Here is a 24,093-nt window from a genome sequence, read left to right on the forward strand (position 1 = left end):
TGTCCTCAAATCTCTACCTGCGCACCTAATTCCACCAGCCTGTTGCCGGGAATACGGAAGAACCCGGTCGCCGGCGCCGCATTCCGGTGCATGACCGCGAACAGCTTGTCGCGCCAGACCGGCATCCCGCGGTGGGCGCTGGCGACGATGGTTTCGCGGCTGGCGAAATAAGTGGTCTCCATCGGGTCGAAGTAGATGCCGCCCTTGTCGCAGGACCCCATCAGCGATTGCGGCACGTCCGGCGTCTCGGTGAAGCCATAGCTGATCACCACGCGATAGAAATCGTCGCCGATGGCGTACATCTTCAGGCGTTTTTCCTTGGGCGCATGCGGCACGTTGAGCGTTTCCACGGTCAGGAAAACATTGCGTTCGTGCAGCACCTTGTTGTGCTTGAGATTGTGCAGCAAGGCGTGCGGCACCACGCCCTGGTCGGCGGTCATGAAGATCGCGGTGCCGGGCACCCGGGTCGGCGGAGCCAGCATCAGACCGGGCAGGAAGCTGTCCAGCTTGATGCCCTCCTTCTGCACCTCGGCATGCAGCAGTTCGCGGCCGCGGCGCCAGGTGCGCATCAACAGGAACGCCACGATGCCGATGAACAGCGGCACCCAGGCGCCGATGCCCGAGAACAGCTTGGCCCCGTTGGCGATCAGGAACGCCAGGTCGATCAGCAGGAACAACGCGCACAGCGGCAAGACCCACTTGCGCGAATCCGGCCAGCGCGTATACGCCACCATGGCCAGTAGCAGGGTATCGATCAACATGGTGCCGGTGACCGACAGCCCGTAGGCCGTCGCCAACGCGGTGGAACTGCGGAACACCAGCACCAGCACGATCACCGCCAGCAGCAGCATCAGGTTGATCGAGGGCACATAGATCTGGCCGATGGTGTCCTTGGAGGTGTACTTGATCGACAGCCGCGGCAGGTAACCGAGCTGGATGGCCTGGCGGGTGACCGAGAACGCGCCGGTGATCACGGCTTGTGAGGCGATCGCCGCCGCGACGGTGGCCAGCACCGTCATCGGGATCCGCCCCCACTCGGGTATCGACATGAAGAACGGGTTTTCAACCGCTTCGGGATGTTCCAGCAGCACCGCCCCCTGCCCGAAATAGTTCAGCACCAATGCCGGCAGCACGAAGCCGAACCAGGCCCAGCGGATAGGCTTCTTGCCGAAATGGCCCATGTCGGCGTACAACGCCTCGCCGCCGGTCACGGTCAGCACCACCGCGCCCAGAATGAAAAGCGCGTGCCAGTCGTGGGTCATGAAGAATTCCCAGGCCCAGTACGGATTCAGCGCGCGCAGCACGCTGGGAAAACCGCTGATGTTGTGCGCGCCGATCACCGCCAGCACCACGAACCAGGTGATCATCACCGGGCCGAAGATCTTGCCCACCCTGGCCGTACCGAAACGCTGGAAGGCGAACAGGCCCACCAGGATCACCAAACTTATCGGAACCACCCACCGCGTCAGTCCGGCGGAAATCACGCTCAGGCCTTCCACCGCGCCGAGCACGGTGATGGGCGGAGTGATCATGCCGTCGCCGAAGAACAGCGAGGCGCCGAAAATGCCCAGGATGCCGACCGCATAACTCATGCGCGAGCCTTTTTTCAGGCTGCGCTGAGCCAGCGCGGTCAGGGCCATGATGCCGCCCTCGCCTTCGTTGTCGGCACGCATGATCACGATCACATACTTCAACGTCACGATCAGGATCAACGACCAGAAACCCAGCGAAAGCAGTCCCAGCACCGTGCTCGCGTCCGGCTTCAGGCCGAAATGCGGATGGAACATTTCCTTGATGGTGTAGAGCGGGCTGGTGCCGATGTCGCCGAACACCACGCCCACGGCCCCGGCCACCAACGCAACGAGGCCTGCCTTGCCATGACCGTGTTCCCCGGAATGACCGGCCTGTGGAGAAGAAGTAGCTGACATGGCTGCCTAAGCGTAGCGCGAGGAATGTGAGGAGAAGCTCTAGGAAACCGGACCGGCGTTCAGCGCAGTGCCGATTGCAAAGCCTTGCGGATGATCATGGCGGCATCGTCGCCGGGCGCTACGGCCTCGCGCGCCATGCGCACCGCCTCGGCCGGCTTGTAGCCCAGCTGCTGCAGGGCGATGGTGGCTTCGGACTGTGGATCGTTGGGCAGACTGGGCGAACCCAGTGGGTTGCTGCCCAAATCGACCACGCGGTCGCGCAATTCCACCACCATGCGCTCGGCGGTCTTCTTGCCGATGCCAGGGATACGCGTCAGCGCGGCGACGTCGCCGGTCTGCACCTGCCGCGCGAACTCGTCCACCGACACCCCCGAAAGCACCGCTAGCGCGATCTTGGCGCCGATGCCGCTGACTTTCTGCACGTCGCGGAACAGCCTGCGTTCGCTCTCGCGCAAGAAACCGTACAGCGACACGCTGTCTTCGCGCTGCGCATGGTGGGTGAACAGGATCACTTCACGGCCGACGTCGGGCAGATCGTAGAAGGTGCTCATGGGCGCTTCCAGCTCATAGCCCACCCCGCCCACATCGATCACCAGCCACGGCGGTTGCTTGTAGGCGAGGATGCCGCGCAGACGTCCGATCATTATTTCCTTCCCCAGGCTTCGCGAACATTGACGCCAAGTCTATTCGCCGTCGCGCGCACGTGCGCGTGGGTGATCGCCACGGCCAGGGCGTCGGCCGCGTCGGCCTGCAATTTGCCCTTGAGGTTGAGCATGATGCCGACCATGTGCTGGATCTGCACCTTGTCCGCGCTGCCCTTGCCCACCACCGCCAATTTCACTTCCTTGGCCGCGTACTCGTGCACGGGCAGGTCGCGCAAAACCACCGCGCAGATCGCCGCACCGCGCGCGTGGCCCAGCTTCAACGCCGAATCGGGATTGCGGGCCATGAACACCTGCTCGATGGCGACCTCGTCGGGACGATAGGTTTCCATCACTTCCGCCAATCCCATCAGCAGGCGCTTGAGGCGCTGGGCGAAATCGCCTTCGCCCAGCAGCAGCAGCGGCGCGTGGTAGACATGGGTGGTCTTGCCCGCCGCATCGACATCGATGATGCCGACGCCGGTGCGCTGGGAGCCGGGATCTATCCCCAATATGCGGGTCATGAAGCAATCCCGGAGGAAGGGCTTTCCGAACGCCCTGAGCGCAGGACGCGAAGCGGCCGAAGCCGAAGGGTGCCGAGGATGCGGGTCACTGCCGGAGTCTACGCGTAAGCGTCCTGGCCCAGGTCGGCGTTGGAATAGACGCTCTGCACGTCGTCCAGGTCTTCCAGCATGTCCAACAGCTTGACCACCTGCAGGGCGGTGTCGCCTTCCACGGCGATGTCGTTGTCGGCGCGCATCGTGATCTCCGCGTGGTCGGCGGCGATGCCCGCGGCCTCCATCGCTTCCTTCACCGCAAGGAATGCGTCCGGCGAAGTCAGCACGTCGATGGCGCCGTCCTCCGGATACACCACCACATCGTCGGCGCCGGCTTCGATGGCCGCTTCGGTGATCGCATCTTCATCGGCGCCGGCGGCGAAACTCAGCACGCCCAGCTTGCGGAACATGAAGGCGACCGAACCTTCGGCGCCCATGTTGCCGCCGCATTTGCCGAAAGCATGGCGCACCTCGGCCACGGTGCGCACGCGGTTGTCGGTCAGGCAGTCGACGATCACGGCGACGCCGCCGGGCGCATAGCCTTCATAGCGGATTTCCTCGAACTCCACGCCTTCCAGCTCGCCGGTGGCTTTTTTGATGGCGCGTTCGATCACGTCCTTGGACATGTTCGCCGACAGGCCTTTATCCACCGCCGTACGCAGGCGCGGATTGTTGGCCATGTCGCCGCCGCCGGCGCGCGCGGCCACGCCGATCTCGCGGATGATCTTGGTGAAGATCTTGCCGCGCTTGGCGTCGGTGGCGTTCTTGCGGCCTTCGATGGATGGTCCACGACCCATAGGTATTCCGGACTATTGCTTGGCTAAGCCGCGAATTATACCGGCGCGGCAACCCTCACGTCGGATGCTGGAATCGCCCTTCGCGCAGGAAATGCGCGGCCTGCAAGGCCGCGGCGGCGGAGAAGACCAGCCCGCTATGGCTGGAAGCCACCACACAGTGGTCGGTCAGCCCCGGAAGGCGGGTCTCCTCGAGGGCAACCGTTCCGTCGGACTGGTCCTCGAAACGGGCGAAATAGCGCCCCAAGCCATGCGGCACATTGCCCGCGACCATGCCCACTTGCTGCTTGCCTTCCCATCGCTCGAATCCGCGCTGCAGCAGGCCGGCGCTACGGCCCAGCGCCGGCGAAGTCCAGACCCGCCCCGCCAGTCCGCGCGCCGCATGGCTGCCGCGCAAAGGAGAACCCAGGCAGACCACCCGCGTCACCGGCAGGTTCGGCTCGCGATTGAGGGCTTCCAGTGCGATCAGCCCACCCAGGCTGTGGCCCAGCAACGCCACCGGCTCGCTGTCCCGCAATCGGGCGATCAAATGCGGAATCGCCACTTCCGGCCCACCGAACACGCTGGGATACCCGAATATCTCGACACCGAAGCCGACCGCGCGCAACCGCGCCGCCAATGGACCGAGCCAGGCCTTGGCGTTCCAGATGCCATGCAGGAGCAGGACGCGTTGGGTCATGGCGGTTCGCCCGGATCAGGCGATGGGCGTGCGCCGCAGGATGAATTCATCGTCCAGCGTATTACCTACCGGGAATTTGTATTCGCCGACACGATGGAAACCGTAGCGTCCGTAGAACCGTTGCGCACCCAGATTCTCCGACCACACGCCGATCCACAGCGTGCGCGGACCGTCCCGTTCCAGCCACTCCAGCGCGGTTTCGAACAGCTTCGATCCCCAGCCTCCGTTGTGGGCTTCGCGCAGCACATAGAGCCGCTTGAGCTCGCCATCTTCCGGCCGGACATCGGGATGCGGCAACCCGCAGCTGCCCGCGCAGGCATGCCCTACCGGCACGCCGTCACGCTCGAGCAACCACATCGCCACCGACTCCTTCTCCAGCATCTCCCGCTGCGCCGCCGGCGAGTAGGAGTTCAGCAGGAAATACGCAAGATCTTCGGGTGGATACAGCGCGCCGAAGGTCTCGACGAAGGTATCCGTGGCGATCCGCGACATCGCCTCCGCATCGTCCGGCGTAGCCCGGCGTATGGCGAAATCGTCGCTCACGGTTGCTTCGGACGCACGGAGATGTGCACTTCCGCCAGTTGCGCGTCCGGGATCGGCGACGGCGCGCCGGTCATCAGGCATTGCGCGGTCGTGGTCTTGGGGAAGGCGATGACGTCGCGGATCGATTCGGTGCCGGCCATCAAGGCGGCGATGCGATCGATACCGAAGGCGATGCCGCCGTGCGGCGGCGCGCCGTACTTCAGCGCGTCCAGCAGGAAGCCGAACTTGGCCTCGGCTTCTTCCGCGCCGATGCCCAGCAGTTCGAACACCGCGCTCTGCATGTCCGGGCGATGGATGCGGATCGAACCGCCGCCGATCTCGTTGCCGTTGAGCACCATGTCGTAGCCGCGCGACACGGCGGTCTTGGCATTGGCGCGCAAGTCAGTGATGTCATCCACCGCGGGCGCGGTAAAGGGATGGTGCAGGGCCACGTAACGCTGCGCTTCCTCGTCCCACTCGAACATCGGGAAGTCGGTGACCCACAATGGCGCCCAGCGGTCTTCCACCAGACCCAAATCTTTGCCGACCTTCAGGCGCAGCGCGCCCATGAAATCGCTGACCGTGTTGTATTTGCCGGCGCCGAAGAACACCAGGTCGCCATTCTTCAGACCCGTGGCCTCGATCAGCTCAGCAAACGGGCCTTGCGCGAAGAACTTGGCGATGGGCGAAGAGACTTCGCCGTTCTCGCCCAGCTTGATGTAGGCCAGCCCCTTGGCGCCGTACTTGGCCGCGTGCGCGCCCAGATCGTCGATCTGCTTGCGCGAAAGCACCGCGCCGCCCGGAATACGCAGCGCCGCGACGCGGCCTTCCGGGTTCGAGGCCCAGTCGGTGAAGACTTTGAACTCGCAGTCCTTCACCAACGACGCGACGTCGACCAATTCCAGCGGATTGCGCAGGTCGGGCTTGTCCGAACCGTAGCGGCGCATCGCTTCGGCATAAGTCATGCGCGGGAATTCGGCGGCCAGTTCGACCTGCATCACTTCGCGGAATACCGTGCGGATCATCTCTTCGGTGGTGTCCTGCACATCGCGTTCCTTGACGAAGGCGAACTCCATGTCCAGCTGGGTGAATTCCAACTGACGATCGGCGCGCAGCGCTTCGTCGCGGAAGCAGCGCGCGATCTGGTAGTAGCGGTCGAAGCCGGCCACCATCAGGATCTGCTTGAACAACTGCGGCGATTGCGGCAGCGCGTAGAACTCGCCCGGATGCATGCGTGCGGGCACCAGGAAGTCGCGCGCGCCCTCGGGAGTGGCCTTGGTCAGGATGGGAGTTTCGATGTCCTGGAAATCGCGCGCGTCCAGCCACTGCCGCAACGCCGCGACCAGCTTGGTGCGGGTGCGCATCATGCGCTGCATCTCGGGGCGGCGCAGGTCCAGATAGCGGTACTTCAGGCGGGTTTCCTCGCCGGCGTTCTCATGGGCGTGGAACGGCAGCGGCTGCGCCTTGTTGAGGACGGTGATGCGGGTGGCGACCACTTCCACTTGCCCGCTTTTGAGCTTGTCGTTGACGCTTTGGCGCGCGCGCACCACGCCTTCGACCTGCAGCACGTCCTCGTAGCCCAGGCTGGCGGCGACCTTGAACACTTCGACCTGCTCCGGCTCCACCAGCACCTGCACGATACCGTGGTGGTCGCGCAGGTCGATGAAGCAGACCCCGCCTAGGTTGCGGGCGACGTCGGTCCAGCCGCACAGAGTGACGGACTGGCCGGTCAGGGCCTCATCGATGAGGCCGCAGAAATGGGTACGCATGGAGGCTCCGGAAGACGGTTCCGGCAATCAGGGCCGGAAAGCCCGCTATTTTGAGGCCGTGGCCCGGCCCGGGCAAATCCGCGCCGTCATCGGGCCTGAATAAGCCAGGTGTATATTCCCGCGCACCATCCCTGCCGCCCTTGGAGACTGCCATGTTGCGCACGTTGTCAGCCATGCTCGTAGTGCTCGGTTTGCTCATCGCAGTCCCCTCCCCGGCCCAGGCGCAGATCCAGACCAAGGCCTACGCGCCGGAAAACCTGCGCAGCCTGTCGCGTCCGGACCAGGAAAGGGTCATCAGCATTGAATATTCGGAACAGTCGCGCGGCCGCCGCATCCCCGACGACCAGCTGCGTTTCTACCTGGACCAAGTCAACCGCTCCAACTGGACCTTCAGCCGGATCAAGCAGGACATCGCCACCTCGCTGGGCGGCGGCGGCTGGAACCCCGGACCGTCGCCAGGCGGCTCGGTTTTGTGCGAAAGCAAGGACAACCGCCGCAGCACTTGCAACACCGGTTTCCGCGGTCGCGCCGCGCTCAGCCAGAATCTCTCTAAGACTCGTTGCATCGAAGGCCAGAACTGGGGTAGCGGCAACGGCGTGGTCTGGGTCGACCGTGGCTGCCGTGGGCGCTTCGTCCAGGGCTCGATCGGCGGCGGCGTCGGAGGGACGGTGCGATGCGAGAGCGCCAACAACCGCTACCGCGAATGCCCGACCGGCTTCCGCGGCAATGCAGTGCTGACCCGCAAACTGTCGGACGCGCGGTGCACCGAGGGCGACACCTGGGGCCAGCGCAACGGCACGGTGTGGGTCGACCGCGGTTGCCGTGCCGAGTTCAGCGCCGGTGGCGGCAACTGGAATCCGGGAGGCGGCAACAGCGGCTACAACGTCACCTGCAGCAGCGAAGACAACCGTCGCAGGACCTGCGCGTGGAACAGCCGTTATGGCCGTCCGGTATTGATACAACAGCTGTCCTCCAACAGTTGTCGCGAAGGTTCTACCTGGGGCTATCAGGGCGACCAGATCTGGGTGGACCGCGGCTGCCGCGCGCGCTTCGGCGCTCGCTGATCCGCGCAAGCCGTTCTGAAAAACGCCGTCCATGGGGCGGCGTTTTTTCATCGGGGCGATGCGCCCCATGCCGGTGGTGGCGTCGGTTAGGCAAACCTTCCCTCAAGCCAAAAAAATTAATCGTCATTCCCGCGAAGGCGGGAACCCAGCGACTTTGCTCTTTTTCCACAGAGCTTGAAGTGGTCTGGTTTGAGCAAATGCGATTCTTTAATTACGTGCTGATAAGACTGCGATAGCGAGCTGGTCGCACAAGCGAAAGTCGCTGGGTTCCCGCCTTCGCGGGAATGACGATCTTTATTTCCCGTGCGCCGGAGAAATCTGCTCTACGTCGAAGAGGAAGTCGAAGGCGCAGCGGCTGGCGCAGCGGGCTTGGCTTCGGTCTTGCTCTCGATCTTCGGTACGCTCGCCGTTTCGGCGGCCGACGGCTTGGCGTCGCCGCCTGTTTTGGTCTCGGTCTTGCCGGCGCCTTCGCTGCCATCGACGAGGTTGCGCTTCTTGTCGCCGTCTTTCTTGAAATCGGTCTCGTACCAGCCGCTGCCGGACAGACGGAACGAAGGGGCGGTCAGCTGGCGCTTGACCTGGTGCGCACCGCAGGACGGGCAGGTTTCCGGGTCCGGATCGGACATTTTCTGCAGGCGGTCGAAACTGTGGCCGCATTCGGCGCACTGGAAAGCATAGATAGGCATGGACGACGTCGGTTGAGTGCGGTGGCTTGTTTCTGGGGGCAGGCGGCCGGCGAAGCAAGGGCGCCGGTCGGTTGAGTCTAGTCGTAAAGCGCCGACCACTCGGCCTCGGCGGTGGCGAGCGCGTCGCGCAGCTGGGTTTGCTGGCGGCCGATCTCGGCGATCCGGGCGCCACCCTGCGTATAAACCTTGGGATCGGCCAACTCGGTTTCCAACGCAGCCAGCTTGCCCTCCAGCTCGGCCACACGTGCCTCTACCTGGGCCAGCTTGTGCGGATTGACCTTTTTCGCCCCAGCCGCCGGTTTGGCCGCGGGTACCGAAGGCAGCGGAGTTTCGGGGATCTTGGGCGGCTTGTTGCCCTGCGCGGTGGCGCGGCTGCGCAACCAGGCGGCGTATTCGTCCAGATCGCCGGCGAAAGGCTCCACTACCCCGTCGGCGACGCGCCAATAGGTTTCGCAGACCAGACCGATCAAATGCCGATCGTGGGACACCATGACGATGGCGCCCTCGAACAGGCTCAGCGCTTCGGCCAAGGCCTCGCGCATCTCCAGGTCTAGATGGTTGGTGGGTTCGTCAAGCAACAGTACGTTCGGCTGGCGCCAGGCGATCAGCGCCAAGGCCAGGCGCGCGCGTTCGCCGCCGGAGAAACCATCGACGCTTTCGAAAGCGCGGTCGCCGGGGAAATTCCACTTACCAAGGAAATCGCGGAACGACTGGGTCGGCGCGTCCGGCGACAGGTCGCGCAGATGATCGATGGGCGATTGCGCGGGCTTCAGCGATTCCACCGTGTGCTGGGCGAAGTAGCCGATGCGCACATCGGGATGGCAGCTGCGGTCGCCATGGATCGGTTCCAGGTCGCCGACCAGCGTCTTAACCAGCGTCGACTTACCCGCGCCGTTGACGCCCAGCAGGCCGATGCGGTCGCCGGCTTCGAGACCGAAGGCGACGTCTTTCAGGATCACCGTGTCGCCATAACCGGCATCGACATGGTTGAGTCGGATCAACGAAAACGGCAGGCGCGCGGGCTGGGCGAATTCGATCACCAGTTCGCGCTCGGCACGCACGGCTTCGGTACCGGCCATCTTGGCTAGGCGCTTGACCCGCGATTGCGCCTGCTTGGCCTTGGCGGCGCTGGCGCTGAATCGGTCGATGAAGCTCTGCAGATGGGCGCGCTCGGCCATGCTCTTTTCATGGGTGATCTGCTGCAGGCGCAGTTGCTCGGAACGCTGGCGCTCGAACGCGGTGTAGTCGCCGGTGTAGAGCTTGGCCTTGCCGCCGTGCAGATGCAGGGTATGGGTGGTGACGTTGTCCAGGAACTCGCGGTCGTGCGAGATCAGCAGCAGGGTGCCGGGATATTTCAGCAGCCATTGCTCCAGCCACAGCACCGCATCCAGATCCAAGTGGTTGGTGGGTTCATCCAGCAGCAGCAGGTCGCTGGGAGTCATCAGCGCGCGGGCCAGGTTCAGGCGTACGCGCCAGCCGCCGGAGAACGACGACACCGCACGCTGGTGGGTATCGCCAGGAAACCCCAATCCATGCAGCAGCTTGCCGGCACGCGCCGAGGCGTCGTAGCCGTTGACCTCTTCCAGCCGATGGTGAGCCATTGCCACCGCTTCCCAGTCCTCGTCGGCCAGGGCCTTGGCTTCGGCACGCAGGGCGGCGGCCACTTCCACATCGCCGGACAGCACGAATTCGATGGCCGGGTCCGGCAGCGACGGGGTTTCCTGGGCGACGCTGGCGATGCGGACCTTGCCGGGCAGGTCGATATCGCCCTTGTCCGCTTCGATTTCGTTGCGGATCGCGGCGAACAGGCTGGACTTGCCGGTGCCGTTGCGGCCGACCACGCCCACCCGGTAACCGGCGTGCATGGTCAGGTCGACATCGGACAGGAGCAGGCGTTCGCCCCTGCGCAGGGCGAAATTACGTAAGGAAATCACGGGATGAGCCAGGGTTATTAACGGAATCGCGTCGCATAGTTTAACTATTACCGTCGGTCTCACGTTTGTTAAAAAATCATTGACATGGATGTCATATGCCTGTAATCCGGACTTTGATGCGTCGCAGCAGCTCCTGCGCGGCGGATCCAGCGACAAGAACGAGCCGCCCTAGAAGTCTCTTGAACCCTGAAAATCATTTGGAGTAGCCATGACCCACCGCAAGCCCTCTCCGCTCGCCGCCGCAATCTTTCTGGCGCTGGTCGCCTCTCCCGTCCTGGCCCAGGAGACTCCTGAAGAAGCCAAGACCCTGGACACTCTGATCGTCACCGGTACCCGCGTCGCGGACCGGACCGTGGCCGAATCGCAGGCGCCCATCGACATCATTACCTCCGAAGCGCTGCAAGCCACCGGCACCACTGAGTTGGCCACCGCTCTGTCGCGTGCCGTGCCTTCGCTCAACTTCCCACGCCCGGCCATCAGCGACGGTTCCGACGCGGTGCGTCCGGCGCAGCTGCGCGGCCTGTCCCCCGACCAGGTACTGGTGCTGGTCAATGGCAAGCGCTATCACAGCACCGCCCTGATCAACCTCAACGGCACCCAGGGTCGCGGCTCCTCGCCGGCGGATTTGAACTCGATCCCGGTTTCGGCCATCGAGCGGGTGGAAGTGCTGCGCGACGGCGCCTCGGCGCAATACGGTTCCGACGCCATCGCCGGCGTGATCAACATCGTCCTCAAAGGTAGCGGTGAAGGCGGCAGTATCGACGCCACCTTCGGTAAGTACAGCGCCGGCGACGGCGAGCAGTGGAACTTGGGCGGCGATGTCGGTTTCAAGCTGGGCGAGAACGGCGCCATCCATTTCGCCGTGCAAGGCGGCCATCAGGACCAGACCGACCGCGCGCGTCCTTACACGCTTTCGCCTGGCGTCACCGTCTGGCCGGTCACCGCACCGCCCATGGGCAAGGTCGTGCAGCGTCAGGGCGATCCCGAAGTGGATTCGGGTGCGTTCTCCTACAACGGCGAATACAGCCCTACCGATTATCTGACCTTCTATTCCCATGGCATCGTCAGCAAGCGCGAAGCCCTGTCCAACGGCTTCTTCCGTACCGCCGCCGACGCGCGCAACATCCCATCGGTATACCCGGATGGCTTCCTACCGGGCATATTCAACGTCAGCAAAGACGTGACTTGGGTGGGCGGCTTCAAGACCTCCACTGCCGGCGGCACCAATATCGACATCAGCTATAACTACGGCCAGAACCATCTGACCTTCGATGTGCGCAACAGCCTCAACCGCAGTCTTGGCACCACGATCACGCCGGTGCAGACCGAGTTCTATGCCGGTGCGCTGGAAGTCACCCAGAACGTGCTGAACCTGGATTTCAACAAGCAGTTGGATTGGGGCCTGGCCTATCCGGTCACCGCGTCCTGGGGCGCGGAATGGCGCGGCGAGAAGTTCAACGAATCGCCGGGCGAAGTGGCTTCATACATCAACGGTGGCGTAGTGGCGCCTGGCGCAGCGGCGCCGGTACCCGGCTCGCAGGTCTTCGCCGGCTTCAAGCCAAGCAATGCGGGCCAGTTCGATCGCCACAGCTATTCTTTCTACGCCGGCCTGGAAGCGGACATCACCGACAAGTTCTCCGCCGGCATCGCGGGTCGCCACGAAGATTACAGCGACTTCGGCACCACCACTTCCGGCAAGCTGTCGGCCCGTTACGCTTTTACCGACAAGGTGGCCCTGCGCGGCACAGTCTCGACCGGATTCCGCGCGCCTTCGCTGCAGCAACAGTATTTCCAGTCCACGGCCACCAATTTCATTGGCGGAAACCCCTTCGAGATTTTCACCTTCCGCGTCAATGATCCGGCCGCTATCGCACTGGGCGCCGAGCCGCTGAAAGCGGAGGAATCCACCAACTACAGCCTTGGCCTGGTGTTGCAGCCCGTGGACGGCCTGTACATCACCGTCGACGCCTACCGCATCGAGATCGACGACCGTGTCGTACTGTCGGAAAACCTGACTTCCGCTGCGGTGCGCAACTACCTGAACTCTCCGGCAGTAGGACTCACCGGCGTCGGTGGCGGCCGCTATTTCACCAACGCCATCGACACCACCACCGACGGCATCGATGTGGTGGGTACCTACAACTGGAAGCTCGACAACAGCAGTCTCGATCTGCTCCTGGGCTACAACTACAACAAGACCAAGGTTACCCGCATCGCGGAAAACCCGGCCAGCCTGACCCTTATCGACCCCACCGCATTGCGCTTCGGCCGCGTGGAACTGAACCGCTTCACCGATGGTTCGCCGCGCGACAAGATCCTGCTCGGCGGCACCTGGAACGTGAGCAACTGGGCCTTCAATGCCTTCGCGACCCGCTACGGCGAGTTCAGCGTGCTGTTCGGCAACGACCCGGCCGTCACCGCCCGCGATGAGTACTACGACGCGCAGTGGGTGCTCGATCTCTCGGCCACCTACAAACTCGCCAACTGGAACTTCACCCTGGGTGGCGACAACGTGCTGGACTCGTATCCGGACGAAGTGCTATTCGCCAATTCCACCAACGGCCAGATCGTCTACAGCGCCAGCTCGCCGAACGGGTTCAACGGCGCCTATATGTACGCCAAGATCGGCTACAAATGGTAGTCCGCTGACGCGCCTAACGGCATGCAACGCCCCGATGCCCCGGCCCTCGCCGGGGCATTTTTTTGTCTTGCGCTGTCGCGATGAACACCGCGGTCAGCTCCGGTTTGCCCCGAAACACCGCATCGGCGACACTGGTCCACTCAGACCGATGCTGGAATTTGGATGCCCCATGACACCGACCTGATCGACATCATTGCGGTGGGTCTGGCCGTCGCCTTCGTGCTCGGCGCCATCGCCAATAAGCTGCGCCTGTCGCCCTTGGTCGGCTATCTCATCGCGGGCATCTGCATCGGGCCTTTCAGCCCCGGTTTCGTAGCGGACCAGGCGCTCGCCACTCAGCTGTCCGAGATAGGCGTGATGCTGTTGATGTTCGGCGTGGGTCTGCATTTCTCGCTGGAAGACCTGCTGGAAGTGAAGGCCATCGCCATCCCCGGCGCACTGGCCCAGATCGTGTTCGTCACCTTGCTCGGCACCGCACTGGGCTACTACCTGCAATGGCCGTTGCTCAACAGCATGGTGTTCGGCCTGGCGCTCTCGGTGGCCAGCACGGTGGTGGTGCTGCGCGCGCTGGAAGAGCGGCGCCTGTTGGATACCCAACGCGGCAAGATCGCCATCGGTTGGCTGATCGTCGAGGATCTGGCCATGGTGTTGGCGTTGGTGCTGTTGCCGGCAATGGCCGCCGCACTGGCAGGCGAGCGCGAAGCCGGAGAGAGCGGCATAGGCACGCTGCTGGCGGCGCTGGGTTTGACCCTGCTGAAGGTCGGCGCGTTCGTGGCGGTGATGCTGGTGGTGGGACGCAGAGTGATCCCATGGACGCTGGAGCACATTGCGCGCACCGGGTCGCGCGAGCTGTTCACGCTGTCGGTGCTCGCAATCGCGCTGGGCGTCGCGTTCGGCGCGGCGTCGCTATTCGGCGTGTCATTCGCGCTGGGCGCGTTCTTCGCCGGCATGCTGTTGAACGAATCGGAGTTGAGCCACAAAGCGGCCGCCGACTCGTTGCCGTTGCGCGACGCCTTCGCGGTGCTGTTCTTCGTTTCGGTGGGCATGCTGTTCGATCCCACCATCCTGATCGATCGGCCCTGGCAGGTGCTGGCTACCTTCCTGATCATCATCGTGGGCAACGCGGCGGTGGCCTTCGCCATCGTGCGTCTTTACAAATATCCGATGCGCACCGCGCTGACCATCGCGATCAGCTTGGCGCAGATCGGCGAGTTCTCCTTCATCCTGGCGGGCCTGGGATTGCAGCTCAAGATCCTGCCCCAGGACGGGCACGACCTGATCCTGGCCGGCGCGTTGCTGTCGATCATCGCCAATCCTTTCATGTTCTCGTGGTTCGACAGATGGCAAGCCAAGACGGATGCCGTCGCGTCGGTGCCGCTGGAGCCGGAGCTGCCGCCCGGTCCCGCGCTGGACCCGACCGACCACGCCATCGTGATCGGCTATGGCCGCGTCGGCAGCATCCTGGCGCAGGTGCTGCGCGAACGCGGCGTGCCGCTGGTGGTCATCGACGACAACGGCCACAACATCGAACGCGCGCACGCCAACGGCATCCCGGGCATACGCGGCAGCGCCGCTTCCGACCGCGTGCTGGCCGAAGCGCAGCCCGACAAAGCCAAGATCGCGGTGCTGGCCATCCCGCAGCCGCTGGAAGCGGGCGAAGCCATCGCCAAGCTGCGCGCGATCAATCCGTCGTTGACCGTGCTGGCGCGCGCGCACAGCGATGCGGAGGTGAAACACCTGCTGGAACACGGCGCCGATGGCGCGATCATGGCCGAGCGCGAACTGGCCTATTCGCTGGCGGAGATGATCATGGCCACCCCGCCCTATCGCGCGCTGCGCAAGACCAGCTGACCAGCGCTGGATCGATCCATCTTCATCGGTCCTGGGAAATCTCAATTGCTTAGTCCCGTTCGTGGTGAGCCCGTCGAACCACGCCCTTGGCGAGACGCTTCAGTAAATAGCAAGCCCCCCGAAAAGCGTGGTTCGACAGGCTCACCACGAGCGGGATATTCGACGAAGAGCGTTCGACAAGGCCGACCCCGGACTCCGTATCGAATACGGGGCAGGCATTGATGAAAAAGAAAGGCCCGGTTGCCCGGGCCTTGGAACAAATGCGCGCAATCGGCAGAAGCGTCAGCGCGCGCTCAAGGTGAACTTGGTGAAGGCCACACCCAGGTCCCAACCCTCCCCTTTGCCGGCCAGCGCCAACGACACTTTGCCGTTAGTCATGGCCTGGGCGTGGGCGGACCTTTCCGTGCCGGCATGGGCCTCGGCTGCCGCGTAACTGCCCAGCACATCGTGTATCTCCCTGACTTCGGCGAATTCGCCGAAACCGTTGGTGATCTTGGATTTGCCGACGGTCAATCCACCACCCTTGGCGGAGATCTTGACCGCCAGCCTTTGCCCATTGCTGCAGGTCACCGTGCCGGTACCGGAAGTCGTTTTGTAGAAGATCGACCAGCTCGAGGAGCTGAAGGTGAGCTTGCAGGTCAGGTTCTGCGCGACGGCGGGCGACGCGACCAGAGCGAGAGCCAACGCCAGTACAACGCCGGAAATATTCTTGTGCATCGTGTTTCTCCAGGAGAACGCAGTTGACGGAATGGCCGCGAGAACTCGCGGCCATGTGCCTGCACTACCGCTACAGATCGCCGGCGATGCTAGCGCGATCGTGGCAGTCGTCGATTAATTGCGCGTGAAGGAAAGCCCGCCGCCACTGGCGCCCACCCGTATCGTGTCACCGCTGCTGAATTCGCCGGCCAGGATCTTCTGCGCCAGCGGATTTTCCAGCTGCTGCTGGATGGCGCGTTTGAGCGGACGCGCGCCGTACACCGGGTCGAAGCCCACATTGCCCAGCAACTGCAGGGCGCTGTCCTCCAACTCGATGCGCAGCCCGCGTTCGCCCAGCCGCTTCTCCAATCCTTTCAACTGGATCTTGGCGATCTCGCGGATCTGCGCCTTGTCGAGCGGATGGAACACAACGATGTCGTCCAGCCGGTTGATGAACTCAGGGCGGAAGTGGTTCTGCACCACGCCCATGATCGCGGCCTTCATCTGCGTATAGGACTCGGCCGAGTCGTCGCCTGACATCTCTTGGATCATCTGCGAACCGAGGTTGGAGGTCATCACGATGACCGTATTGCGGAAATCCACCGTACGACCCTGCCCGTCGGTCAGGCGGCCGTCGTCCAGCACCTGCAGCAGGATGTTGAACACATCGCCGTGCGCTTTCTCCACTTCGTCCAGCAGGATCAGCGAATACGGACGGCGGCGCACCGCCTCGGTCAGATAACCGCCTTCCTCGTAGCCGACATAACCCGGAGGCGCGCCGATCAGACGGGCCACCGAGTGTTTCTCCATGAACTCGCTCATGTCGATGCGGATCATGGCGTCGCTGCTGTCGAATAGGAATTCGGCCAGCGCCTTGCACAGCTCGGTCTTGCCCACGCCGGTCGGGCCGAGGAACAGGAACGAACCGGTCGGCCGGTTCGGATCGGACAGGCCGGCGCGGGAACGGCGCATCGCATCGGAGACGACCTTGATCGCCTCTTCCTGGCCCACAACCCGTGTATGCAGCTGGGACTCCATCTTCAGCAGCTTCTCGCGTTCGCCTTCCAGCATCTTGCTGACCGGAATGCCGGTCCAGCGCGACACGACTTCGGCGATCTCCTCGGCGGTCACGCGGTCCTGCACCAGCTTGAAGTCCTTCTGGTCCACTTCCTGCGCGGCCTTGAGCTGTTTCTCCAGTTCCGGCAGCAGGCCGTACTGGATCTCGCTCATGCGGGCGTAGTCCTGGTGGCGCTGGGCGGCCTCGAGTTCGAGCTTGGCTTGTTCGATCTGCTCCTTGATCTTGGTAGCTCCCTGCAGCGCCGCCTTCTCCGACTTCCATATTTCGTTGAGATCGGAGAATTCGCGCTCCAGCGATTCGATATCGGCTTCCAGATCGGCCAGGCGCTTCTTCGATTCGTCGTCCTTTTCCTTCTTCAGCATCTCGCGTTGGATCTTCAGCTGGATCAGGCGGCGCTCCTTGCGGTCCAGCTCTTCGGGCTTGGAGTCGATCTCCATGCGGATGCGAGACGCCGCTTCGTCCATCAGGTCGATGGCCTTGTCCGGCAGCTGGCGGTCGGCGATATAGCGGTGCGAGAGCGTGGCGGCGGCGACGATGGCCGGATCGGTGATCTCCACGCCGTGGTGCACGGCATAGCGTTCCTTCAATCCGCGCAGGATGGCGATGGTGTCCTCCACAGTCGGCTCGCCGACGAAGACTTTCTGGAAGCGCCGTTCCAGCGCCGCATCCTTTTCCACGTACTTGCGGTATTCGTCCAGGGTGGTCGCGCCGATGCAATGCAACTCGCCGCGCGCCAACGCCGGCTTGAGCATGTTGCCGGCGTCCATCGAGCCTTCTGCCTTGCCCGCGCCGACCATGGTGTGCAGTTCGTCGATGAACAGGATCACTTGCCCTTCGGTCTTGGACAGGTCGTTGAGGACCGCTTTCAGCCGTTCCTCGAACTCGCCGCGGAACTTGGCGCCGGCGATCAGCGCGCCCATGTCCAGCGACAGCACGCGGCGGTTCTTCAGGCCTTCGGGCACTTCGCCGTTGACGATGCGCTGGGCCAGGCCCTCCACTATCGCGGTCTTGCCCACGCCGGGTTCGCCGATCAGCACCGGGTTGTTCTTGGTGCGGCGCTGCAGGACTTGGATGGTGCGGCGGATCTCCTCGTCGCGGCCGATCACCGGATCCAGTTTGCCTTTTTCCGCCCTCTCGGTCAGGTCGATGGTGTATTTCTCCAGCGCCTGGCGTTGTTCCTCGGCGTTTTCGGACTGCACGCTCTCGCCGCCGCGGATCTTTTCGATCGCCGCCTCCAGCCTGGCCTTGTCCGCGCCCGCGGCGCGCAAGGCCATGCCCAAGGCGCCCTTGTCTTCGAGCGCGGCCAGCACGAACCACTCGCTGGCGATGAATTGATCCCCATGCTGCTGGGCCAGTTTGTCGGTGACGTTGAGCAGGCGGTTGAGGTCGTTGCCGATGGAGAGGTTGCCGGCCTGGCCGGAAACCTTGGGCAGCTTGTCCAGCGCCTCGGCCAGACGCTCGCGCAGCACCGGCACGTTGACGCCGGCCTGGGCCAGCAACGGCCGGGTACTGCCATCGGACTGATCCAGCAGCGCGGTAAGCACATGCACCGGTTCGATCATGTTGTGGTCGCGGCCTACGGCCAGCGATTGCGCATCGGCCAGCGCCTGCTGGAAGCGCGAAGTGAGCTTGTCCATCCGCATCGGGATTACCTCGGGAAAGGGGTGGCCGGCGTGCCGGCAATGCTATCCAGATGCGGTTGAAAGCCGAGTGATTCAAGCCGGCCGGCAAAACCCGTTAGGCCCTCAGCAAGTCAGACACAGGGAGCATTGACCCTCCCCCTTTGCAAAAAAGAGGCTGGAGGCGATCTACGTCGAGTCCTTGAAGCAAGCTCAAGCCACGTAGGGCGGGCATTGCCCGCCGCTCTTCGCGCCACGACAACAGAGCCGGCGGACAATGCCCCGCCCTACGCTTAGGGTGCGGCAGGCTCCACTTCCTTCTGCAGCGATAGCAGTCCCAACAGAACCGCCAACGCCACATAGGCCCCGAAGAACTGCCACATGATGACCTTCGGCAGATCCACCAGATCCCAAGGCAGATAGATTCCGCCGCGCGGATCCACCGAGTGGATGAAGCCGAACAAGGTCAGCGCCGCGCCGAACAGCAAGGCTAGCACCGCATGGCGCAGGCGCCCGTCGATCATCGCCACCAGCGCCGTGGTCCAGATCATGGCGGTGATGATGAAACCGTTGCCCAGGGTGACGATGGTGGCCAGGTCCGGCAGGCCATGCCCATCCGTGCCGTTGTAGAGCGCAGCGAATTTCTCCGGTGGAATCCACGCCGGGTTGCCGAATTTGATGTTGAGCAGATACGCGATCGAAGGCAGGAAGCCCAGCGCCACGGCAATGGCATGCTTGCGCGGGGTTTCGTTGAACGCCTGTACGGTGATGTCCAAACCCACATAAACGATGATCGGCGCCAACACCGCCAGGGGTAGCCACTGCACCAGTCCCGATACGTAGCCCAGGATGCCGCCCAGGCCGATGAACAAACCCGTCAGCAAGGTGTAGCCGCTGCGCGCACCCATGTGCTTGTACGCGGGCTGGCCGATATAGGGTGTGGTCTGCGCTACCCCGCCGCAGAAACCGGCGACCAGGGTAGAAACCGCTTCGGCGAGCAGCACATCGCGGGTGCGGTAGTCATCGCCGGCCGCACGCGCGCTTTCGCTGACGTTGATGCCGCCGACCACCATCAACAGGCCGAACGGCAACAACAAGGGCAGGTAAGGAACGGTGGCCGGAAGCCCATCGATGAAGCCGAGCGTGGGCAGCGGCAAGGTGAAGCTGAGCGGCACCGCTGCAGGCAACGCAAACCCGGGCGTACCGAGCCCTGCTAGACCCAGGCCGTAGTACAGCGACGTGCCAACGATGAAGGCGAGCAGCACGCCTGGAATTTTTACCGGCAGTCGCCCCTTAGCGACCAGCACGTACAGCAACAGGCCGAAGGTGACGAAGCCGACGATGGGCGAGCGCAGGGTTTCGATCAGCGGCAGGAAGCCGAGCAGGGTCAGCGCAGCACCACCAATGGAGCCCAGCAGACCGGCACGCGGCACGATGCGCGTCACCGCATCGCCGAAGAACGACAACACCAGCTTCAGCACGCCCATCACGATCAGCGACGCCATCCCCAACTGCCAGGTGGCGATGGCCGCCGCCTGCGGATCCAATCCCTGTTGCTTGAAGCCGACGAACGCCGGCCCCAGTACCAACAACGCCATGCCGATGCTGGTCGGCGCGTCCAAGCCCAAAGGCATCGCGGTGACGTCGTCGCGACCGGTCTTGGCTGCGAGCCTGCGCGCCATCCAGGTGTAGATCAGATTGCCCACCAACACTCCCAGCGCCGTGCCGGGGAACATGCGCTGGTACACCACCTCGGCCGGAAACCCGAAGATCCCGATCAATGCCATGGCGATGAACCCGAGGATCGACAGATTGTCGACCACCAGTCCGAAGAAGCCGTTGAGGTCGCCTGCTACGAACCAGCGGCGGGAGGGTGCGGTAATTGAGGACATTCTTGGCTCGCAGGTTGAATTCGGTTTCTGATTTTGCTCTTGGTTTTGCTCTTGCATCAAAGCCCCGTGAGTCGCGGCAAGTGGCGCAGGCAAACCCCGAAGGGGCGGCGCACAAGGATGTGCGCCGTTTCCGGAGGCGCAGGAGGCGCCTTACGGAAATTCCTGCGTCACTTGCGAACCCGGCGGCTTTATCGCCGGGCGCGACGTTAGGGCGGCTTTCTTTTGGTTACTTTTCTTTGCCGTTCAAAGAAAAGTGACTCGCGCGTCAGCGCGAAACGCCTTTGCTTTGATCGGATGGATCGCACCAAGAGCGCCCCCATCCGCCTTCGGCACCTTCCCCCGCAAGCGAGGGAAGGGTTCTTCAATCGGCACCTAGCAAGCTTTCAGCCATGCGTCTTCAAAAAGACACTTCCGCCGCCTGCTTCGACCACAACACCGACTGATGCTTCGTCGCCTGCTTCCACGCCAACCGGATCGCCTCGATATCCGCAGTCCGCTGCGGTGTGTCCTCGTGCAAGATCACCAGCACTTTGGTGCCAAGACGATTCGGCTCCTTGGCGCCACGGAACAGCCACTGGCCGTACGCATTGAACACGGTCAGGCCATCGGGAAAACGCGGCGTCACTTCCTTGTCCAGGAATGCGCGCCACTGCGCCTCGCTGATCGGCTCGGCTTGCGGACGGTCCGCCGGGCCGCTTTCCTCGCCTACGCCGAAGTACAGCTCGCTGCGCACCCAACCCTGCGCCTGCGCGGGCCGGGCCGCATCTCCCTCCAACGTGGCGGAGACGGCCGTCGCCGCAGGGCCTGCCGGCACATGGGTAGCGCAAGCGCCCAGCGTCGACAGCAGCCCGATCAAGGCGCCGCGTAACAACATGCCGCGTACAAACATTAGGGTCGCTCCAGGAAAACAGGCCGATACTCTGGTTTCATCTTACCCGCACCCGAAATAACCGTACGGCATGAGTTGATGCTCAACGCGCATGCCAGGGCCCTGCCGCGCACGCGCTTATGCAATTAAGGTATCTGCATTCCAAGATACTTGCGCCTGCGACGACTACCCGTGACGTTTTTCCCCCATTGCCCTACCGGCCACGACCCCTGTCGCTGCTGAGTATTTCGTCGCCCTGTCGCACCAGCCGCCCACTTTCGAAAAACCCCCAGGAGTCTCCATGTCCCACCCCTACGTGACGCCGCTTGGCGTCGCCATCGCCCTGGCACTCGCCGGCCCCGCCTTCGCGCAGGATGTCGCCGAAACCGCGGCAGAAGCCACCAACCTCGATACCGTCATCGTCACCGGCACCCGCGCCACCGACCGCACCGTGCTGGAATCCACTTCGCCCATCGACGTGCTGACGGCAGAAGACATCCGCAAGGCCGGCGTACTGAACGGCGAATTGGGCAGCGCGCTGCAGGCGTTGTTGCCTTCGTTCAATTTCCCGCGCCAGTCCAACTCCGGCGGCGCCGACCATATCCGCGCGGCGCAACTGCGCGGGCTGAGTCCCAACCAGATCCTGGTGCTGGTCAACGGCAAGCGCCGTCATACCAGCGCGCTGGTCAACACCGACAGCAAGATCGGCAAGGGCACCACACCGGTCGATTTCAACGCCATCCCGGTCAGTGCGATCAAGCGCATCGAAGTGCTGCGCGACGGCGCCGGCGCGCAATACGGTTCCGATGCGGTCGCGGGCGTCATCAACGTCATCCTCAACGACGCGCCCGAAGGCGGATCGTACGAAGCCAGCTTCGGCGCGCACCACACGGATGTCGAGCCGATCGGCCAAACCGTCACCGACGGCCAGACCAGCTTCGCCAGCGCGCAGGTCGGCAGCGGCATCGGCGATGGCGGTTTTTTCCGCGTGGGCTTGGAGTTGAAGAATCGCGAAGGCACCAATCGCGCCGGTTTCGACCAGATTCCATTTTTCGAGGAGCAGACGCCCGACAATCTGGCCCTGGCCGGCAAGCGCAACTATTACCTGGGCGATGGCGAATCCAAGGCGATCAACGCTTGGCTCAACAGCGCGGTGCCGGTGGGCGAGAACGCGGAGTTCTATGCCTTCGGCACTTATCACCAGAGCGATACGCGCGGCGCCAACTACTTCCGTTATCCCGATGGCGTGGCCAACTGGAAGGAAGTCTATCCGGACGGCTACCGGCCGATTTCCATCGGCGAGAACCTCGACGTGTCCGGCGTGGCCGGCCTGCGCGGTCAATGGGGCGATTGGGATTACGACGCCAGCCTCAACTACGGCCGCAATGCCTTCACCTATCGCCTCGAGAATTCCTTGAACGCCTCGCTGGGCCCGAGCAGCCCCACCCGGTTCAAGACCGGCGACTACGAGTTCCAGCAGACCCTGGCCAACTTCGACGTCAGCCGCGGCTTCGATGCCGGCGACAATCACCACACTTTCGCCACCGGGCTGGAATTCCGCCGCGAGCAATACGACACCGGCGCCGGCGATCCCGCCTCCTACGCGGCCGGTCCGTTTACCGACCGGCCGACCGGCTCGCAGGCAGGCGGCGGGTTGACCCCGCAGGACGTGGCGCACCTGTCGCGTGATGTGTCCAGCGTCTACGCCAGCCTGTCCAGCGAGTTCGGCGAGAAACTCACCACGGATATCGCGGCGCGCTACGAGCATTACGACGATTTCGGCGGCGAACTCACCGGCAAGCTGGCGGCGCGCTACGAGTTCGCGCCCGCCTTCGCCCTGCGTGGCTCGGTATCCAACAATTTCCGCGCACCGTCGTTGAGCCAGATCGGCTACGAAGCCACTTCCACCGGCTACGACGCCTCCGGCCAGTTGCTGCAGGGCCGTCTGCTATCGGTCAACAATCCCATCGCGCAGGCGCTGGGGGCCAGGCCGCTGGAACCGGAGAAGTCGGTGAACTTCAGCCTGGGCTTCACCAGCAGGATTGGCGAGCACTTCGACGTGTCGCTGGACGTGTTCCGCATCGACATCGACGACCGCGTGGCGTTGACCGAGCGCATCAGCGGCGACGCGCTGACCGAGTTCGTGCAAGACGAATTCGGAGTGCCCGGCGTGCAGAGCGTCAATTTCTTCATCAATGCGGCCGACACCCGCACCGAAGGCGCGGAACTGGTAGCCAACTGGCGCCAGAAACTGGGCAGCGGCGATCTGCTGCTCAGCGGCACCTACAGCTACGCCAAGACCGAGATCAAGCGCATCGCCGCGACACCGGCCGAACTGCAGGCGCTGGACCCGGATTACGTGTTGTTCGGCATCGAGGAAAGCAACACCTTGACCGATGCCGCGCCGCGTACCCGGGCCTTGCTGTCGGCCAACTGGAACAGCGACAAGTGGAGCCTGCTCGGCCGCGTCAGCCGTCACGGCAGCGCCACGCGCGTGTTCAACTTCGGCGGCGGTTTCGAGCCGAAGCAGACCTACGGCGCAGAATGGCAGCTGGATGCGGAAGTGGAGTACCGCATCACTCCGAAATGGAGTGTGGCACTGGGCGGGCAAAACCTGACCGACGAATACCCGGACCGTTCCATCGACGATATCGCCTACTTCGGCAATCTGCCCTACGACGTGCTGTCGCCGATCGGCAGCAATGGCGCGTACTACTATTCGCGGATCCGATATACCTTTTGACCATTGCGCTTCACCGGCCCGGAAACCATTCCGGGCCCGCCGAGCCACGTAGGCGCGCGTAGGAGCGACGTGAGTCGCGAAACCATCGGCTCGGGGATAGGCGTTCGCCGAATTCCTTTTCAATCGCGACT

The 24,093-nt window shown here is 63.7% G+C and carries 17 protein-coding genes; 4 read left to right on the forward strand and 13 right to left on the reverse strand.

Going from position 1 to position 24,093, the window contains the following annotated elements:
• Positions 1 to 5: 5 nt before the first annotated feature.
• The 7 genes from J2W94_RS16920 to aspS form a co-directional block, all read right to left on the reverse strand.
• Positions 6 to 1,928, reverse strand: a complete 1,923-nt coding sequence (locus tag J2W94_RS16920) for a potassium transporter Kup (protein ID WP_310095927.1) — start codon at positions 1,926 to 1,928, stop codon at positions 6 to 8.
• Positions 1,929 to 1,987: 59 nt separating this feature from the next.
• The gene (ruvA, locus tag J2W94_RS16925) at positions 1,988 to 2,572 is read right to left on the reverse strand and encodes a Holliday junction branch migration protein RuvA (RefSeq protein ID WP_093287062.1); all 585 of its coding nucleotides are present in this window, start codon (positions 2,570 to 2,572) and stop codon (positions 1,988 to 1,990) included.
• On the reverse strand, positions 2,572 to 3,093 hold the full coding sequence (gene ruvC, locus J2W94_RS16930) for a crossover junction endodeoxyribonuclease RuvC (RefSeq protein ID WP_310095930.1): 522 nt from the start codon (positions 3,091 to 3,093) through the stop codon (positions 2,572 to 2,574). The genes ruvA and ruvC overlap by 1 nt, the downstream gene beginning before the upstream one ends.
• A 98-nt stretch (positions 3,094 to 3,191) precedes the next feature.
• Positions 3,192 to 3,923 (reverse strand): YebC/PmpR family DNA-binding transcriptional regulator, encoded by a 732-nt coding sequence (locus tag J2W94_RS16935; RefSeq protein WP_310095932.1) that lies wholly within the window; start codon positions 3,921 to 3,923, stop codon positions 3,192 to 3,194.
• 55 nt (positions 3,924 to 3,978) lie between these two features.
• Entirely contained in the window at positions 3,979 to 4,599 is a 621-nt protein-coding gene (locus tag J2W94_RS16940; protein WP_310095934.1) for an esterase/lipase family protein, read from the reverse strand.
• Between the two features lie 15 nt (positions 4,600 to 4,614).
• Positions 4,615 to 5,142, reverse strand: coding sequence for a GNAT family N-acetyltransferase (locus J2W94_RS16945; RefSeq protein WP_310095936.1), 528 nt, complete (start codon positions 5,140 to 5,142; stop codon positions 4,615 to 4,617).
• A complete protein-coding gene (gene aspS / locus J2W94_RS16950; RefSeq protein ID WP_310095938.1) occupies positions 5,139 to 6,890 on the reverse strand; it encodes an aspartate--tRNA ligase in 1,752 nt (583 codons plus the stop codon). The genes J2W94_RS16945 and aspS overlap by 4 nt, the downstream gene beginning before the upstream one ends.
• Before the next feature lie 152 nt (positions 6,891 to 7,042).
• Here aspS and J2W94_RS16955 point away from each other — a divergent pair, with 152 nt between their 5' ends.
• Positions 7,043 to 7,954: a DUF3011 domain-containing protein gene (locus tag J2W94_RS16955; protein ID WP_310095940.1), complete on the forward strand. Its 912-nt coding sequence runs from the start codon at positions 7,043 to 7,045 to the stop codon at positions 7,952 to 7,954.
• 323 nt (positions 7,955 to 8,277) lie between these two features.
• Here the strand turns inward: J2W94_RS16955 and J2W94_RS16960 are convergent, their stop codons facing one another.
• Together J2W94_RS16960 and J2W94_RS16965 are read right to left on the reverse strand one after the other, a co-directional pair.
• Complete coding sequence (locus J2W94_RS16960; protein ID WP_310095942.1) at positions 8,278 to 8,640, reverse strand: FmdB family zinc ribbon protein; 363 nt, start codon at positions 8,638 to 8,640, stop codon at positions 8,278 to 8,280.
• Between the two features lie 77 nt (positions 8,641 to 8,717).
• Complete coding sequence (locus J2W94_RS16965) at positions 8,718 to 10,574, reverse strand: ABC-F family ATP-binding cassette domain-containing protein (protein WP_310095945.1); 1,857 nt, start codon at positions 10,572 to 10,574, stop codon at positions 8,718 to 8,720.
• 208 nt (positions 10,575 to 10,782) lie between these two features.
• Here J2W94_RS16965 and J2W94_RS16970 point away from each other — a divergent pair, with 208 nt between their 5' ends.
• Both J2W94_RS16970 and ybaL read left to right on the forward strand, forming a co-directional pair.
• Positions 10,783 to 13,215: a TonB-dependent receptor plug domain-containing protein gene (locus J2W94_RS16970; RefSeq protein WP_310095947.1), complete on the forward strand. Its 2,433-nt coding sequence runs from the start codon at positions 10,783 to 10,785 to the stop codon at positions 13,213 to 13,215.
• A 162-nt stretch (positions 13,216 to 13,377) separates the two neighbouring features.
• Positions 13,378 to 15,066, forward strand: a complete 1,689-nt coding sequence (gene ybaL / locus J2W94_RS16975; protein ID WP_310095949.1) for a YbaL family putative K(+) efflux transporter — start codon at positions 13,378 to 13,380, stop codon at positions 15,064 to 15,066.
• Positions 15,067 to 15,348: 282 nt separating this feature from the next.
• Here the strand turns inward: ybaL and J2W94_RS16980 are convergent, their stop codons facing one another.
• The 4 genes from J2W94_RS16980 to J2W94_RS16995 form a co-directional block, all read right to left on the reverse strand.
• Complete coding sequence (locus J2W94_RS16980; protein ID WP_310095951.1) at positions 15,349 to 15,783, reverse strand: hypothetical protein; 435 nt, start codon at positions 15,781 to 15,783, stop codon at positions 15,349 to 15,351.
• A 114-nt stretch (positions 15,784 to 15,897) separates the two neighbouring features.
• Positions 15,898 to 18,483 (reverse strand): ATP-dependent chaperone ClpB, encoded by a 2,586-nt coding sequence (gene clpB / locus J2W94_RS16985; protein ID WP_310095953.1) that lies wholly within the window; start codon positions 18,481 to 18,483, stop codon positions 15,898 to 15,900.
• Between the two features lie 269 nt (positions 18,484 to 18,752).
• The gene (locus J2W94_RS16990; RefSeq protein WP_310095954.1) at positions 18,753 to 20,351 is read right to left on the reverse strand and encodes a hypothetical protein; all 1,599 of its coding nucleotides are present in this window, start codon (positions 20,349 to 20,351) and stop codon (positions 18,753 to 18,755) included.
• Between the two features lie 397 nt (positions 20,352 to 20,748).
• Positions 20,749 to 21,225, reverse strand: coding sequence for a DUF3574 domain-containing protein (locus J2W94_RS16995; RefSeq protein WP_310096165.1), 477 nt, complete (start codon positions 21,223 to 21,225; stop codon positions 20,749 to 20,751).
• Positions 21,226 to 21,520: 295 nt separating this feature from the next.
• Here J2W94_RS16995 and J2W94_RS17000 point away from each other — a divergent pair, with 295 nt between their 5' ends.
• Entirely contained in the window at positions 21,521 to 23,962 is a 2,442-nt protein-coding gene (locus J2W94_RS17000; protein WP_310095956.1) for a TonB-dependent receptor plug domain-containing protein, read from the forward strand.
• Positions 23,963 to 24,093: the final 131 nt, after the last annotated feature.

The sequence above is a fragment of the Pseudoxanthomonas sacheonensis genome, from assembly GCF_031455975.1.
Classification (GTDB): Bacteria; Pseudomonadota; Gammaproteobacteria; order Xanthomonadales; family Xanthomonadaceae; genus Pseudoxanthomonas_A; species Pseudoxanthomonas_A sacheonensis_A.

What these genes read in the sequence shown, in the direction of transcription:
- J2W94_RS16920 (WP_310095927.1), bottom strand. Translation starts at nt 1,928, where the DNA reads ATGTCAGCTACTTCTTCTCCACAGGCCGGTCATTCCGGGGAACACGGT.
- ruvA (WP_093287062.1), bottom strand. Translation starts at nt 2,572, where the DNA reads ATGATCGGACGTCTGCGCGGCATCCTCGCCTACAAGCAACCGCCGTGG.
- ruvC (WP_310095930.1), bottom strand. Translation starts at nt 3,093, where the DNA reads ATGACCCGCATATTGGGGATAGATCCCGGCTCCCAGCGCACCGGCGTC.
- J2W94_RS16935 (WP_310095932.1), bottom strand. Translation starts at nt 3,923, where the DNA reads ATGGGTCGTGGACCATCCATCGAAGGCCGCAAGAACGCCACCGACGCC.
- J2W94_RS16940 (WP_310095934.1), bottom strand. Translation starts at nt 4,599, where the DNA reads ATGACCCAACGCGTCCTGCTCCTGCATGGCATCTGGAACGCCAAGGCC.
- aspS (WP_310095938.1), bottom strand. Translation starts at nt 6,890, where the DNA reads ATGCGTACCCATTTCTGCGGCCTCATCGATGAGGCCCTGACCGGCCAG.
- J2W94_RS16955 (WP_310095940.1), top strand. Translation starts at nt 7,043, where the DNA reads ATGTTGCGCACGTTGTCAGCCATGCTCGTAGTGCTCGGTTTGCTCATC.
- J2W94_RS16960 (WP_310095942.1), bottom strand. Translation starts at nt 8,640, where the DNA reads ATGCCTATCTATGCTTTCCAGTGCGCCGAATGCGGCCACAGTTTCGAC.
- J2W94_RS16970 (WP_310095947.1), top strand. Translation starts at nt 10,783, where the DNA reads ATGACCCACCGCAAGCCCTCTCCGCTCGCCGCCGCAATCTTTCTGGCG.
- ybaL (WP_310095949.1), top strand. Translation starts at nt 13,378, where the DNA reads ATGCCCCATGACACCGACCTGATCGACATCATTGCGGTGGGTCTGGCC.
- J2W94_RS16980 (WP_310095951.1), bottom strand. Translation starts at nt 15,783, where the DNA reads ATGCACAAGAATATTTCCGGCGTTGTACTGGCGTTGGCTCTCGCTCTG.
- clpB (WP_310095953.1), bottom strand. Translation starts at nt 18,483, where the DNA reads ATGCGGATGGACAAGCTCACTTCGCGCTTCCAGCAGGCGCTGGCCGAT.
- J2W94_RS16990 (WP_310095954.1), bottom strand. Translation starts at nt 20,351, where the DNA reads ATGTCCTCAATTACCGCACCCTCCCGCCGCTGGTTCGTAGCAGGCGAC.
- J2W94_RS16995 (WP_310096165.1), bottom strand. Translation starts at nt 21,225, where the DNA reads ATGTTGTTACGCGGCGCCTTGATCGGGCTGCTGTCGACGCTGGGCGCT.
- J2W94_RS17000 (WP_310095956.1), top strand. Translation starts at nt 21,521, where the DNA reads ATGTCCCACCCCTACGTGACGCCGCTTGGCGTCGCCATCGCCCTGGCA.